The sequence below is a fragment of the Parasynechococcus marenigrum WH 8102 genome, from assembly GCF_000195975.1.
Taxonomy (GTDB): Bacteria; Cyanobacteriota; Cyanobacteriia; order PCC-6307; family Cyanobiaceae; genus Parasynechococcus; species Parasynechococcus marisnigri.
Genome location: NC_005070.1, coordinates 874,446 through 889,088 on the forward strand (window position 1 = coordinate 874,446; position 14,643 = coordinate 889,088).

13 protein-coding genes are annotated in these 14,643 nt (G+C 63.9%); 9 read left to right on the forward strand and 4 right to left on the reverse strand.

From position 1 onward, the window contains the following. Window positions 1–118: 118 nt before the first annotated feature. Together TX72_RS04540 and TX72_RS04545 are read right to left on the reverse strand one after the other, a co-directional pair. A complete protein-coding gene (locus TX72_RS04540; protein ID WP_011127780.1) occupies window positions 119–562 on the reverse strand; it encodes an arsenate-mycothiol transferase ArsC in 444 nt (147 codons plus the stop codon). A 6-nt stretch (window positions 563–568) separates the two neighbouring features. Continuing rightward, window positions 569–751 carry a hypothetical protein gene (locus tag TX72_RS04545; RefSeq protein WP_042503254.1) on the reverse strand — a complete coding sequence of 61 codons (183 nt, stop codon included), beginning with the start codon at window positions 749–751 and terminating at the stop codon, window positions 569–571. A 17-nt stretch (window positions 752–768) separates the two neighbouring features. Between TX72_RS04545 and TX72_RS04550 the strand changes: the two genes are divergently transcribed. The 5 genes from TX72_RS04550 (at window position 769) to TX72_RS04570 (ending at window position 8,376) form a co-directional block, all read left to right on the forward strand. After that, on the forward strand, window positions 769–4,329 hold the full coding sequence (locus tag TX72_RS04550) for a UvrD-helicase domain-containing protein (RefSeq protein WP_011127782.1): 3,561 nt from the start codon (window positions 769–771) through the stop codon (window positions 4,327–4,329). After that, entirely contained in the window at window positions 4,326–5,879 is a 1,554-nt protein-coding gene (locus TX72_RS04555; protein ID WP_011127783.1) for an ATP-dependent DNA helicase, read from the forward strand. Before TX72_RS04550 ends, TX72_RS04555 begins: the two co-directional genes overlap by 4 nt. Continuing rightward, complete coding sequence (locus TX72_RS04560; RefSeq protein WP_011127784.1) at window positions 5,879–6,220, forward strand: phosphomannose isomerase type II C-terminal cupin domain; 342 nt, start codon at window positions 5,879–5,881, stop codon at window positions 6,218–6,220. The genes TX72_RS04555 and TX72_RS04560 overlap by 1 nt, the downstream gene beginning before the upstream one ends. 105 nt (window positions 6,221–6,325) lie before the next feature. Beyond that, window positions 6,326–8,122, forward strand: a complete 1,797-nt coding sequence (locus TX72_RS04565; RefSeq protein WP_011127785.1) for a DEAD/DEAH box helicase — start codon at window positions 6,326–6,328, stop codon at window positions 8,120–8,122. Further along, a complete protein-coding gene (locus tag TX72_RS04570) occupies window positions 8,119–8,376 on the forward strand; it encodes a hypothetical protein (protein ID WP_011127786.1) in 258 nt (85 codons plus the stop codon). Before TX72_RS04565 ends, TX72_RS04570 begins: the two co-directional genes overlap by 4 nt. On the opposite strand, the gene TX72_RS04575 is transcribed toward TX72_RS04570, so the two are convergent. Next, window positions 8,377–8,565: a DUF8633 family putative protein gene (locus tag TX72_RS04575; RefSeq protein ID WP_011127787.1), complete on the reverse strand. Its 189-nt coding sequence runs from the start codon at window positions 8,563–8,565 to the stop codon at window positions 8,377–8,379. It abuts the gene before it with no gap. 197 nt (window positions 8,566–8,762) lie between these two features. Between TX72_RS04575 and rbp the strand changes: the two genes are divergently transcribed. The 4 genes from rbp to TX72_RS04595 all read left to right on the forward strand — a co-directional run bounded on the left by rbp (window position 8,763) and on the right by TX72_RS04595 (window position 14,019). Continuing rightward, on the forward strand, window positions 8,763–9,053 hold the full coding sequence (gene rbp / locus TX72_RS04580; RefSeq protein WP_011127788.1) for an RNA-binding regulator: 291 nt from the start codon (window positions 8,763–8,765) through the stop codon (window positions 9,051–9,053). Window positions 9,054–9,179: 126 nt separating this feature from the next. Continuing rightward, the gene (locus TX72_RS04585; protein WP_011127789.1) at window positions 9,180–10,976 is read left to right on the forward strand and encodes an ABC transporter ATP-binding protein; all 1,797 of its coding nucleotides are present in this window, start codon (window positions 9,180–9,182) and stop codon (window positions 10,974–10,976) included. 32 nt (window positions 10,977–11,008) lie between these two features. Next, window positions 11,009–13,138 carry a cation:proton antiporter domain-containing protein gene (locus TX72_RS04590; protein WP_011127790.1) on the forward strand — a complete coding sequence of 710 codons (2,130 nt, stop codon included), beginning with the start codon at window positions 11,009–11,011 and terminating at the stop codon, window positions 13,136–13,138. A 74-nt stretch (window positions 13,139–13,212) separates the two neighbouring features. Beyond that, window positions 13,213–14,019, forward strand: coding sequence for an LCP family protein (locus TX72_RS04595; RefSeq protein WP_011127791.1), 807 nt, complete (start codon window positions 13,213–13,215; stop codon window positions 14,017–14,019). On the opposite strand, the gene psbP is transcribed toward TX72_RS04595, so the two are convergent. Continuing rightward, complete coding sequence (gene psbP, locus TX72_RS04600; RefSeq protein WP_225867741.1) at window positions 14,020–14,574, reverse strand: photosystem II reaction center PsbP; 555 nt, start codon at window positions 14,572–14,574, stop codon at window positions 14,020–14,022. Between the last annotated feature and the right edge of the window lie 69 nt (window positions 14,575–14,643).

A 14,643-nucleotide genomic window follows, 5' to 3' on the forward strand; every position in this document is an offset into this window, starting at 1 on the left:
TCACTGCCACAACGGGCCAGCGACCTGCCTTTCTTGTCCACCGTATGGAGATGGTTTCAACCGTGCCGTGGTGGCGACCGCGTTCCCTGACACGGTCAGGAACTCTGCACAGGGTTGTTTATCCGGGTTTCAGTTCATCGAACAGCTGCTGCACCCGGTGCTCAAGCTGAGCGATCGGATCGACGCCGTCCTCCTCACCGAGGTCTTTGACCGTCCAGAAGCGGATCCTGTTCTCCCAGGCGGGGAACTGCTGCAGCACCATCGGGCGATGGGCCGCCTCATCAACGGCCACCACCACATCCGCAGCGTCCAGGTCAGCCTCCGTGACCTGTTTTGGTGCGGAGAGGCTACCTGGATCGATGGTCACACCACGGTTCTGCAGGGCGCTGATCGCCTCAGGCGCCATTGGACCGACGTTGCCACTGCTGGGATCCACCTTCAGCCCAGCAGAATCAACCTGCAGGCCCCCCGTCGCCTGGTTGATCTCGATCAGCTGCTGGAGCAGCGCTTGCGAGAAACGACTGCGGAAGTAATTGCCGGTGCAGAGAAACAGGACGCGCACTAAGGGTCAGCCCTTGAAACTGTTGATCAGGGCAAAGCCGTACAACGCAACGATTGCGGCTCCCAACAATCCGATGGACGTGAGCTGGCGTGCCATGACGATGAGGTTCGGCACCCTTGTTGTGACCCAGCTCAAAAACAGTGTCAATTGCGTTGCCGGATCGGTGTTGGATCGCTCGTCGATGACCATGGCCGGAGGGCAGCGCCATGCGCTTTGACCCCAATCGCTATCCCCTCGACCCCGGTCTGCGGCTGTTGGAGGCGAGCGCCGGCACCGGCAAGACCTTTGCCTTAGCGCATCTGACCTTGCGACTGATCAGCGAGGCCGCCATGCCCTTGCCCAGTCTCCTGGTGGTGACCTTCACGGATGCGGCGGCAGCGGAATTGCGCTCCCGCATCGGTCAGCGTCTGCAGGATGCACTGGCGGGGCTTGAGGCCGTTGCACGCGGTGATGCCCTGCCGAAGGCGGATTCGGTGCTGCAGCAGTGGTGGCAGCAGGCCCCGCAGGGTCAGTCCCGGCGTGACTGGATCAGCCGTGTGCTGATGGCCCTCGAACAACTCGATGCCGCCGACATCACCACCATCCATGGCTTCTGCAGCCGCAGCCTGCGGCGTCAGGCGATCAACAGTGGTGCGGCCATGCAGCAGCAGCTGGAGACCGATGCCACGGCACTCGTGCAGGAAGTGGTGCAGGAGCTCTGGCAACAGCAACTGTTGACCCTCCCCCTGCCGCAGTTGCAGGGATTGGTTCGGGCCGGCCTGACCGCCGATGGGCTGGCGGCTGCGCTGCTGCGTCTCGATGCTGATCCCCAGGCTTGGCTGCAGACGGATGGCGATGACTTTGATCCCAACCAGCCTCTGGGGGCGCAGCTGGAGGTTTCGCTTCAGCTGAGCTGGGAGCGGTTTGTGCAGTTCTGGACGCGTGATGGCGAGGGCCTTGAGCAGTGCTTCCGGGCAACGGCGAAGCAGTGGAAGGCGATGGGATTCAAACCGTCGCCCTACAGCCCTAAACCAACCAGTGATCGTTTCGGTCAGGTGGATCGCTGGGTCGCGGCCCAACACGACACCCCAGATCTCAGCACGATCCGGGCGCAGCAGAAACCGCTGCACGACTACTTCCACCCAGGCGTCTGGTGCCGAACGGCGCGCAAGTGCGGCGAGCAGGAGCCATCCCTGGCTGCTCCTGAATTGCAACAGGCCATCGCCGATCTCTGGGATGGTCCGATCGAACGGGTGTGGCGCTATGCCCTGCAACGGGGATTGCAGCAGCTTCAGCGACGACGGCAGCGGAGCGGCACGGTCAGCTTTGCTGGCCTGCTGACGGCCATGGACCCAGGTGATGCTGAGGCCTCCTGGTTGGAGCCGTTGCAGCAGCGTTATCGCGCCGTGATGGTGGATGAATTTCAGGACACCGATCCGGTGCAGTGGCGGCTGCTGCAACGCAGTTTTGGAGGCGGCTCGCACCTGCTGTTGCTGGTGGGGGATCCCAAGCAGGCGATCTATCGCTTCCGCGGTGGTGATCTGGACACCTACCGGCGGGCGCGTGGACTGGTGAGCCGGATCGACACGTTGGAGGACAACTACCGCACCACACCACCGTTGATGGCGGGGCTCAATGCCTTGATGGCGCCGGGATTGCCGGAGTCAAGGCTGGAGGTTCCGGCGGTTCATGCCCGCACCGCACGGTCAGCGGCGGTTCTTCCCGAGGGACAGCAGCCCCTGCAGCTGCTGCAGTTCGAGCAGGACCTTCCGGCGGGGAAGACCGCCATCGAAGCGGCGGTGCCGCCAGCTGTTGCTGAGGTGGTGATGCAACTGCTGATCGAACAACCGGCACTGAGCCCCGATCAGCTCTGCATCCTGGTGAGCAGGCACGACCAGGCGGCCGATCTGCGGCGGGCCCTGGCGGAGCGAGGTGTGCCCACACGCCTGGTGGCCCAGGGAGACGTGCTGGACAGCGACGCTGCCCTTATGATGCAACACTTGCTGGATGCCCTTGCGGCGCCGGCGGATGACCGTCGCCTGCGGCTGCTGGCCGCCTCTCCCTTGGTGGGGTGGAGTGCCGACCAACTGCGTTGTGAGGCCCAGGATCCGCAGCTCGATGCCCTGGCTCAGCGTTTACGCCAGGCGGCGGATCAGTTGCCGCGGCTGGGGCTGCTGGGTTGCCTGTCTGGGCTGCTGGACGCTGAACGTACGGCTGGTCTGTCCGACGAGGGGCGGATGCTGGGAGATCTGCAGCAGGCAGCCCGCTTGGTGCAGGAGGAGATGCACCGTCAGGGTCTGGATCTGGCCGCTGCTGCCCTGTGGTTGCGGCGGCAACGGCTGCATCCCCCCAGTCCACTGCCACCGGCCCGCGAACCCCACAGCGACCTGGCGGAGAGCGCTGTGGCGGTGGTGACGGTTCACCGCAGCAAGGGTCTGGAATTTCCTCTGGTGATCTGCCCCTACCTCTGGGCTGGTGCCAAGGAGGCGCGTTACGTCACCGGCCCCCTGTGGCGGGATGGCGCGGCAGGAGGTTGGCGGATCGCCTTGAACCGTGATTGGGGCCTCGGCTGGACGGTCTGGCAGCGCAGCCATGCCGAACAGGTGGCGGAAGCCGAGCGGTTGGCTTACGTCGCCGTCACCCGCGCTCGCTCGCAGCTGCTGCTGCTCTGGGCCCGCTGCGCGCCCCAGCAGTCGGTGCTGCAGCACTGGCTGTTCGAAGGCGACGCGGACACGCTGCGGGATCTGCCTCTCAGCCATCGACCGCTGAAGCCGGAGGTTGGTCAGCAACGCTGGCGACCGCCCCATCGCCAGGAGACGTTGGCGATCGGAGCCACGCCGCAGAGGATCGATCGCAGCTGGGGACGTTCCAGCTACTCCGCCTGGATCGCCGCGCCGGCGGCGGAAGCGTTGTTGGAGCAGGGGCGTGATCAGGATCCAGAGGCTGAGGAGGTCACAGCAGCAGGTCTTGAGGAGTGGCCGGATCGGGGGCCTTTGGCGGACTTCCCCCGGGGTGCTGCGGCCGGGGATTGCCTGCACCGCATGCTCGAGCAACTGCCCTTCCAGTGCTCCGGTGATTGGGGCCATGTGATCGAGCAGGAACTGCAGCGATCAGGACTGTCCCTGGACTGGCGCGAGGCGGTGGAACAAGGGCTGCAGCAGGTGCTGGACACCCCGTTGGGGGGACCACTGGCGGCCCTGCCCCTCAGCGCCTTAACGCCGGATCGCCGCTTGCATGAGCTCAGCTTTGATCTGCCGGTGCGTCACGCCCGCACGGATGACCTCGTCGAGGCGTTTCGACTGGATCCAGAGGCTCGCTTTGGCCGCGATTACATCGATCAGCTCAGCAGCCTGCAGGTGAACAGCCGCGGTTTTCTGACCGGATCGATTGACCTGGTGTTCAGCGATGCTGCCGATCCCCTGCAGGCTCGCTGGTGGGTGGCGGACTGGAAAAGCAACTGGATCGGTGAACGCGGCGAGCCCGGCTCCCCCAGCTGCTGCGGCCCACGCCACTACGACCAGGTGGCGATGGAGGAGCAGATGCGGCATCACCACTACCCCCTGCAGGCCCATCTGTATCTGGTGGCCCTGCACCGGCACCTGCAGTGGCGACTGCCCGGCTATGTGCCGGAGCGTCATCTCGGCGGTTATGTCTATGTCTTTCTGCGGGGAATGCCCGGTCAGAGCATTGGCAGCTCCGGAGAAACAGGGCCAGGACGCATCGTGGAGCCGGCACCATTGCAACGGGTCCTGGCCCTCGATCGGATGCTGCAGCAGGTGGCGGTATGAGCAGCAGCTGGTCTCCGGCCTTTGCCACAGCGGTTCACGCTGCCCTGGTGCGCCGCTGTCCGCCGGCTGAAGGGGGAGCTGCTCTGGCTGAGCTCAGCCAGGCCCTGGTGGATGCGCTGGAGCGGGGTGAGCTGGATCTGCCGCTCACGCCGGACCGGGCTGCGGTGGTTCAAGCCAGTGGCTGGTTGGAGGGGGACGACTCGCCGCTGCTGCAACGGGGCGAGCGGATCGGCTGGCGGCGCTGGCTGGAAGCCATGGAGGGGGTGGTGGAGCAGCTGCTGGAGCGACAGCCGCCATCCCTGCCTACCCCTCAGGAGGCCCCAGAGCTCCCGAGCACGCTCAATCCCGAGCAACAGGCTGCGGTGTTGGCCATGGATGGTGCCGCCGTGGTGCTGCTCAGCGGTGGCCCGGGCACGGGCAAGACCAGCACGGTGGTGGAGCTGTTGCGGCGGGCGAGCCAGCGCCATCCCACATTGCGTATTGGGCTGGCGGCACCCACCGGTAAAGCAGCGCGTCGGTTGGGGGATGCGGTGCGGCCTGGGTTGAACGAGCTGCCCTGTTTCACCCTGCATCGCTGGCTGGAGGCCGCCGGGGATGGGTTCCGTCGCCATCGTCAGCGACCGCTGGAGCTTGATCTGCTGGTGGTTGATGAGATGTCGATGGTGGATCTGGAGTTGATGAGCGCCCTGCTGGAGGCGTTGCCGGATGCGTGCCGGCTGTTGTTGGTCGGTGACCCGGCGCAGTTGCCTCCGGTGGGGAGTGGTGCGGTCTGGCAACGGTTGCAGGATCCCGCCGTGCGTGAGCGCTTTGGTTCTGCAGCAGTTCATCTGTTGCACACCTACCGCAACCGCGGTGCTCTGGCGGCGTTGGCCACGACCCTGCGTCAGCAGGGGATCGAAGCGTTCAGGCGGGATCTGGAGCAGCTGCCGGCAACGGCCAACGTTCAGCACCAGCGGGCCAGTCTGCGGCGGCTGCCGCCATCGGTGCGGGATGGCTGGCGGGATCGCCATCAGCGCCTCTCAGCCCTGGCGACGGGGTTGGTGGAGATGCCGGAGTCTGAGCTGAACGACGCAGCGGGTCAGTTGCTGCTGGAACTGGAGAACGATTTGGTGCTCTGCCCTCGCCGGCGTGGACCCTGGAGCCTTGAGGACGTGCACCGATCGCTTTTGGGTGGAGGGGGCTGGATGGAACCGTTGCACTGGCCGGAGGGGGTACCGGTGATCTGTGGTAGCAATCAGCCGGAGGTGGGGCTCGCCAATGGTGATCTCGGCGTCAAGCTGGGATCCGGCGAGCAGAGTCGGGTGCTGTTCCGCGTGATGGCAGCGGATGGGCAGCCGCAGATCCGCCGGCTGCATCCAGCTCGGTTGACGTCCCTGGAGCCGGCTCTGGCGCTCACCATTCATCGGGCCCAGGGCAGCGAGGCTGACCGGGTCACCGTGCTGTGGCCACCGCTGCAGGAGGACAACATCGCGTACGACAGCTGTCTTCTGTACACAGCCATCACGCGGGCCCGTGGCAGCCTGGATCTGATTACTGCTGTCGATCGCTGATGCGGGTTGAACGGCCCTGGGGCTGGTACGAAGACCTCCTGGCCGCTCCCGGTTACAAGGTGAAGCGACTGCTGATTCGCCGTGGTCGGCAACTGTCACTTCAGCGTCACCGCCACCGCAGTGAGAGCTGGACGGTGGTGGCCGGAGATGGTGCGCTGCTGTGTGGTGAATGCTGGCTGGAGGCCAATGCCGGCGTGATGCTCACCATTCCCTGTGGTGCACTCCATCGCGCCCGCAGTGACCAATCTGACCTGGTCATCCTCGAGGTCCAACACGGCAATGATTTGCGGGAGGACGACATCGAACGCCTGCAGGATGATTACGGCCGGGTGATAAGTTAATATTCAACCTTTGAAGCGTAGGCAACACAACCAGAGAGCGATTTCTCAGTCGCCGGGAGGTTGTGAGCCTGATTTCAGAGATCAATCAGGCCAGGGCCTACCACCATGAATGACCAACAGCTCGGGGAGACCCCGTGCGCCGTCGATCTGTCCGCATCTTCGCTGCCTGAGCAGGCCACTTCAGAGCAGGGTTCTGCAGACGTCTTCACCACAACGATCGACGCCCAGCAACCGGAATCGGGTTTCGATGGTTTCGGATTCAGTGAGGCATTGCTGAAGACGCTGGCGGATAAGGGGTACAGCGAGCCTTCACCGATTCAGAAGGCGGCCTTCCCTGAATTGATGCTGGGGCGTGACCTGGTGGGCCAGGCCCAGACCGGTACCGGAAAAACGGCGGCCTTCGCGTTGCCATTGCTCGAACGGCTCGCCAGTGGCCAGAAAACTCCGCAGGCCCTCGTGCTGGCACCCACCCGCGAACTGGCCATGCAGGTGGCTGATTCGTTCAAGGCCTATTCCGCTGGGCATCCGCATCTGAAGGTGCTGGCGGTTTACGGGGGCACCGACTTCCGTTCTCAGATCAACACCCTGCGCCGTGGCGTGGACGTTGTGGTGGGGACACCGGGCCGGGTGATGGATCACATGCGGCAGGGCACCTTGGACACCTCCGGCCTACGCAGCCTGGTGCTGGATGAGGCCGACGAAATGCTGCGGATGGGCTTCATCGACGATGTCGAGTGGATCCTGGAGCAACTGCCGCAGGAACGGCAGGTGGTGCTGTTCTCCGCGACCATGCCACCGGAGATCCGTCGCCTGTCGAAGCGCTATCTGAAGGATCCAGCCGAGGTCACGATCCGCACCAAGGATCAGGAAGGCAAACGGATTCGCCAGCGTTCGATCACCGTGCCGATGCCCCACAAGCTGGAGGCTCTGCAGCGGGTGCTCGATGCCTGCGGTGGTGAAGGAGTCATTATTTTTGCCCGCACCAAGGCCATCACCCTCACCGTGGCCGAGACGCTTGAGGCGGGCGGGCATCAGGTGGCCGTGCTCAACGGTGATGTGCCGCAGAACCAGCGGGAGCGGACGGTGGAACGGCTGCGCAGTGGTTCCGTCGACATCCTTGTGGCCACCGATGTGGCCGCTCGGGGCCTGGATGTTGATCGCATCGGGTTGGTGATCAACTACGACATGCCGTTCGACAGCGAGGCCTACGTCCACCGCATCGGTCGTACCGGCCGGGCCGGTCGCACGGGGGAGGCCGTGCTGTTTGTCACCCCGCGCGAGCGTCGCTTCATCAACAACCTTGAGCGGGCAACAGGCCAGCCGATCGAGGCGATGGAGGTGCCAGGCAACTCCGCGATTAACCAGGGTCGACTCGATCGTTTGCACAAACGCCTCAGCGAAGCAGCCCACAACGAGCGGTCCTATGAGGAAGAAGCGGCGCTGCTGAAAGAGCTGTTGCAACGCATCGGCACGGAACTGGAGCTCAGCCCTGAGCAACTGGCCTACGCCGCCCTCAGCATGGCCATCGGCCCAGACCCTTTGCTGCGCCAGAAGGGCGACGACGAGTGGATTCACAACAACCAGCGCCGCGATCGTGATCGTGACCGTGATCGGGGCGGCGAACGGAGAGAGCGCCGCTCCGATCGTCCGGCCCGTGCCCCGGAGGAGAACATGCAGCGCTACCGCGTCGAGGTTGGGCACCGTGATCGGGTCAAGCCCGGAAACCTTGTCGGGGCCATCGCCGGAGAAACCGGTCTGCAGGGCCGTGCGATCGGCCGGATTCAGATTTTCGACAACCACAGCTTTGTGGATCTGCCTAAAGGCATGCCGGAGGATGTCTTTAACAGCTTGCGGCGGCTTCGGGTGATGAACCGGGAGCTACAGATCACTCAGGCGTCGTGATCGCCGCCGTTGTCCTTGCCGTGATCATCTCGGTGGCAACTGCCCCGGCCGCGGCTGAAGAGAACACCATCCGCCGCTTCTGCATGGCTGCCTTTGAGGCAGCCATGGCCAATGCTGGGTTGACCCCCCCTGAGGGGATGGGCACGTTCACCTGCGATTGTTTTCTCGAACAGGTGTCCCAAGGTGCGGATTTGAACGAGGCCCGTGAGACTTGTAAAACAGAGGCAGCCCAGCGCTTCCCGCTCGACTCCTGATCAGCAGACGCTCACATCGGGCGTCAGCATCTCCAGATCCATTGGGGTTCGCTCCATCAGGGCAATGAGCTCCATTTGAACCTCAGGGAGGCTGCTGGCCATCAGCGTTGTCAGCAGAGCGCAGCGATCGGTTGAACAGAGCTCACCGTCGTCCGTCCAGTGCAGTGCTTGCAGATGCAGTCCATCCATACCCCTCCTTGTGTTGTGATCTCATGACAATGGGCTGGCTCAGTGGTCCGCCGTGAACTCTTTCGGTTTCCTTCCGCTTCCTGTGTTGTTTCGTGCGACTCCCCTGTAACGTCATCACGTTCAGGCTTGACCCCCGGCTTTCTCCGAGCTTCGGAACCGGTTCATGCACCCGAGCACATCCAACGGTTCCACGCTCCATGACCATCTACATCGGCAATCTCTCGTTCCAGGCGGAGCAGGAGCATCTGTTCGATCTCTTCAGTGAATACGGCGAAGTCAAGAACTGCAGCCTGCCCCTGGATCGAGAGACCGGACGCAAGCGCGGCTTCGCGTTTGTCGAGATGGTCAACGACGAAGACGAACAGAAAGCCATCGACGACCTTCAAGAGGTTGAGTGGATGGGCCGCATGATCCGCGTCAGCAAGGCCACGCCTCGTGAGCGTTCAGGCGGACCTCGCGGTGGCGGTGGCGGCGGTTATCGCGGCTGAGAGAACTTCAGAGCAGCGTTCCGACACGCTCAAGATCGATCTCCGGCAGGGGTCAGCGATGTGTGCTGATCCCTGTTGTTTTGTTTGTTGTGATCCCGTTATCAGCCCTTCAGGAGCTTCAGAACCGTGACGGATCGAGCCATCAGCACAAGGTCTTTGCCCCTGGTTCGGTTGCTGCGTCATCTGGCGCCCCAGCGCCGTCTTGTGATCACGGCGGTGATCTGTTCGCTGCTCAACAAGCTCTTTGACCTCGCTCCTCCGGCCTTGATCGGCTTGGCCGTGGATGTGGTGGTGCGTGGTCAGCAGTCCCTGCTGGCGAGCTTCGGCATCCAGAGCGTCTCCCAACAGCTGTGGGTGCTGGCGCTGCTCACCTTTGTGATCTGGGCGGCGGAGTCCCTGTTCGAGTACTTGTACGACGTTCTCTGGCGCAACCTGGCCCAGACAACCCAGCATCGCCTGCGGCTTGAGGCCTACGACCACCTCCAACGGCTGGAGCTGGCTTTTTTCGAGCAGGACAGCAGCGGCCGCCTGATGGCGGTGCTGAACGATGACATCAACCAGCTGGAACGCTTTCTCGATCGTGGCGCCAACCAGATCCTGCAACTGATCACCACGGTGCTGATCGTGGGCATCGGCATGGCCGTGGTGGCTCCTGAGGTGGCCCTGTTCGCCTATCTGCCGATCCCCGTCATTCTGCTGGGGTCGCTGCGGTTTCAACGGCAACTGGCCCCCCGTTATCGCGAGGTGCGAGCCCGCGCCGGTGACCTTGCCTCCCGCCTGGCCAACAACCTCGGTGGCATGCTCACGATCAAGAGCTTCACCGCCGAGCCGTTGGAAGCGCAACGGCTTGAAGCGGAAAGCCTTGCCTATTTGGAGAGCAACGGCCGGGCGATCCGCCTGTCGGCGGCCTTCATTCCCCTAATCCGTTTTGCCATTCTCTTCGCCTTCGTGGCCATCCTGCTGGTAGGTGGTTTCCAGGCTCTGAGTGGTCAGTTGGCGGTGGGCACCTACAGCGTTCTGGTGTTCATCACCCAGCGGCTGCTGTGGCCGCTCACGGCCCTCGGCCGCACGCTTGATGAGTACCAGCGGTCCATGGCCTCCACCCAGCGGGTGTTGGATCTGATCGACACCCCAGTCACGATCCGCAGCGGCCAGACCCCGCTGGACCGACGGCTGGTGCGAGGAGAGATTCGCTTTGAGCAGGTGGATTTCGCTTACCCGGGGCGGGCTTCTCTGCTGCAGGGCTTCGATCTGGTGGTGCCGTCCGGGGCAACGGTCGGCATCGTCGGATCCACCGGCTCCGGCAAGAGCACCGTGGTGAAACTGCTGCTGCGCCTCTATGAGCGTCAGGGGGGGCGAATCCTTCTGGACGGTCGTCCGATCGAACAGCTGCAGCTTCCTGATCTGCGGGGTGCGATCGCGCTGGTGAGCCAGGACGTCTACCTCTTCCACGGCACGGTGGCTGAGAACATCGCCTATAGCGTTGCCAACCCTGATCCTTTGGCTATCGAGCAGGCCGCCCGTCTGGCGGAGGCCGCTGGTTTCATCGAAGCGCTGCCGGATCGCTACGACACCCTCGTTGGCGAGCGTGGCCAACGCCTTTCCGGTGGCCAGCGTCAGCGCATCGCTCTGGCCCGGGCGATCCTCAAGGATGCCCCGGTGCTGGTGCTGGATGAGGCCACGGCCGCCGTTGACAACGACACCGAAGCGGCGATTCAGCGCTCACTGGACCAGATCACCCGCAACCGCACCACCGTGGTGATCGCCCATCGCCTGAGCACGGTGCGCCACGCTGATCGGATTGTGGTGATGGAGCAGGGACGGATCGTGGAACAGGGCCGCCATGACCAGCTGCTGGCCCACGGTGGCGTTTACGCCAATCTCTGGCAGGTGCAGGCCGGCGAACGGCTTATCGCTTCCTGAAGCAGGCGTTGTAGGAGGCGCATCGGCTGACCATGCTGGGGTCGCCAATCGGCCCGACTGTCATGGCCATGCAGGCCTCCATCGGCCAGGTGATGCATCACCCCCTCGGCGTGTTTTCGCTGCTGGTGGCGATCAGTGCGGCGGTGCCGCCCCTCATCCGCCGGATCGGTTTGCCGGACCTGGTGGGGTTGCTGGTTGCGGGCGTCGTGGTGGGACCACACGCCCTCAACTGGGTGGACAGCGGCAGCGAAACAGTGCGGTTGCTCTCCGATCTGGGGGCGGTGTACCTGCTGTTCACCATGGGGCTGGAAATTGATCTGGAGGAGTTCAACCGGGTCAAACGCCGCTCCTTCATCTATGGCCTGTTGATCCTTCTGATCGGTGTGGGTACCGGCGTCAGCATCGGCCTGTTGGCCGGGTTCGCCTCCGTCTCCTGCCTGTTGCTGGGGGCCCTGATGGCCACCCACACGCCGCTGGGCTATCCGATCGTCCGCAGTTACGGCGCTCAGAAGGATGAGTCGGTGGTGGTGAGTGTCGGCAGCACGATCTTCACCGACATCGTGGCGTTGCTGCTGCTGGCGGTGGGCCTGGGCCTCGGCCAAGGCGATCTCAGCGGAGTTGGCCTGGGCCTGTTGTTGCTGAGGATCGGCCTGTTCGCTGTGCTGGTGGTGGTGGGCATCCGCTGGCTGGGGCGACGGCTGGTGCTGCGCGGCATCAATGACGAAAACCGCATGGTGCTGGCGGTGCTGGTGGCGCTGTTCCTGGCGTCCCTGGGGGCCGAGTTGGCGGGGGTGGAAAAAATTGTCGGTGCCTTCCTGGCCGGCCTCGCCGTGAATTCGGTGCTGCCTGAGGGACGGGTGAAGGAGCAGGTGATTTTCGTCGGTGGTGTGCTGTTCATCCCGATCTTCTTCATCGATCTGGGTCTGCTGCTTGATGTGGGCAGCCTCGGGGCCAGCCTCAGCAATTACCAGTTCACCGGTCTGATGCTGGTGGGGGCCATCGGCGGCAAGGGTCTGGCCTCCTGGATCAGCGGCGCATTGTTCGGCTACCGCCGCCCGCAGATCCTGATGATGTGGTCGCTGACCATGCCCAAGGTGGCGGCGACCCTGGCCACGGCCTTCATCGGCTTCCAGGCGGGGCTGCTCAACCAGACGGTGCTCAACGCGGTGCTGGCGGTGATGGTGGTGACGGCCACCCTCGGACCGATCCTGACGGAGCGTTCGGTCACCCGTCTGAACGAGGCGCGTCAGGGCACGCTTCCCGCCAGCTTCGGGGAGGAGGTTTCCGCTCTGGATGGGGTCAGCGAAGTGGTGCAACGGCCACTACGGATCGTGGTGCCCGTGGCGAATCCCAGCAATGAGCAGGGGCTGATCACCATGGCCTCAAGATTGCTGCGGGGCTCCGCCGGTGGCGACGGTCTGTTGCTGCCCCTGGCGATGGTGAACCCAAGTTTGGAGGAGGTGCGCGGCGGTCTGAACCGGGCGGTGGCGGCGGCCCGCTCCCGGCTGAGGGTGGCGGAGTCGATCGGAGCCGATCTGCAGGTGCCCACCCGCACGCTGTTGCGGCTGGATGAGGACGTGGCCGGTGGCATGAGCCGCACGGCGCTGGAACAGGCAGCGGATCTGCTGCTGATCGGTGCCGGCCGCCAGGACCAGCTGCGGGCCTGGTTGATGGGCGACATCGTGGATGGCGTGTGCAGAACAGCCCACTGCCCTGTTGTGGTGGTGAACCTTGGCCGTCATGCCGATGCGGCAATGCATCGCATCCTGGTGCCGATCAAGGACCTCTCCGCCAGTGCCCGTGAGCAGGTGGAATTGGCCCTGCGGGTGATCAACAGCGCCCCGGAGAACCAACGCACCCGGATCACGCTGCTGCACGTGCATGATCCCCGCTTCAGCGGATCGGATCGGCAGTGGATGGAGGAACAGTTGATCCGCTGGCGACCGGCCGGGATCCCCGCTGATCGCTTCCACATCGTGATCGTGCGGGGGCCCGGCATAGATGGGTCCATCCATCGCCTCAGCCGCGACCACGACCTGGTGATCCTGCGCACCCAACGCCGGCGTGTCGCCGGACTGCCAATTCCCGGCAGCGATCGCACCAGCAAGTTGATCAGTCAGTTGCCCTGCGCGTCGATGGTGATCAGCGATCCGCTGGTCTGAACTGTTGCGTTGGAGGGGAACCCCCCGACGGTTGTTCGGTTAAGAACGCGTCAAGACGGGATTAGCGTGACGGAATGGCCGCGCTGCTCTCCAGTTTGCGCCATCGCCCGCTTTGGCAGGTGTGCGGCTTGGGCCTGGCCGTGGGATTGCTGGTGTCGGTGCCGTTGGCTCGGCGTCATCCCCTGGCTGGTTGGTGGGGCCTTGGCATCGGCGAAGTGGTAGTGCTGGGGCAGGACGCGGGTGGCAGCAACACCGACACGATCTTCACGTTGAAGGTGAAGCCCGGCAGCACGCGCATCACGCAGATTCCCCGCGACAGTTACATCAACCCGGATGGATTCGGGGCGATGAAGATCAATGGATTGCTGAGGCGCGGTGGACCAGAGGCGGTGGAGCGGGAGCTGACGCGGCTGATGAACCGGCCGGTGCGCCATCACGTGGTGGTGTCGCTTCAGACGTTGCCGTTGCTGGCCAATTTGGTGGGCGGCATTGAAGTGGACGTGCCCAAACGGCTGTATTACGTGGATCGCAGCCAGGATCTGGTGATTGACCTGCAGCCAGGGCGTCAGGTGTTGAGCGGCAAGGCGTTGGAGGGATTTCTGCGTTGGCGTAACGACGGATATGGCGATTTCGGACGTCTGGAACGGCAGCAACTGGCGTTGAAGGGTTTGGCGAATCGTTTGCGGCAGCCGCAGAATCTTTTGAAGCTGCCGCTGTTGCTGGGCGTCGTGCGCACGCAGGTGCAAACCGACCTCAATCCGCTGCAGATGGCTGGTCTAGCCACGGGATTGATCTGCACTGATCTCGATGCACATCGATTGCAAGCGAGACCCTTCAGTCGCGGTGGCATCAGTTACCTGGAAACCACCTGGCCGAATTGATCAAACCAGCAGGTTGAGCGAGCGCACCACACGGCCGCAGAGGTCATCCACCTTCTCCCAGCGGTCTTCGTTGACGCTGGTGGCCAAGGTGTAGAGGCGGCCCCGATCCACAACCACCGTCGCCAGCTCGTGGCGGTCGCGGTCTTCCAGGTGCACCGCGTATTCCAGGTCGTAAAAGGTATGGCCATTCATCTCGCGCTCCTGCGCTTCCACCAGCTCAGCAGTACGGCCACTGCCGGCGGTGGCGATCACCTCACGGCGTAGGCGCTCTCCCACCGCAACAGCACTGCCCAGTTCGGTGAGGTCGTTGTTCTCATCCACCTTGTTCACCATCAGGCTCACAGTCTCATCGCCGTGGATCAGGTCGTGAAACACCACCCGCGGTCCATTGCTTACCTGCACCTGGGTCCAACCGGTGGGATAAAGGAAGGCGAAACGACCATCGGGGCTCTGATACGACTGCAGGCCTGCGGTTGGTCCAGCCGCACATGCTCCCAAAGCCATCGTCAGGATCCCGCAGACGAGCAGTCGGGAGAGGGAGCGGAGCAGCTGCATCAAAAGCGGAGCAGATCGGTGCATTCTGCCTAGAGTCCGCACCATCGGCGGCAGACCTCTGAGCGGCTT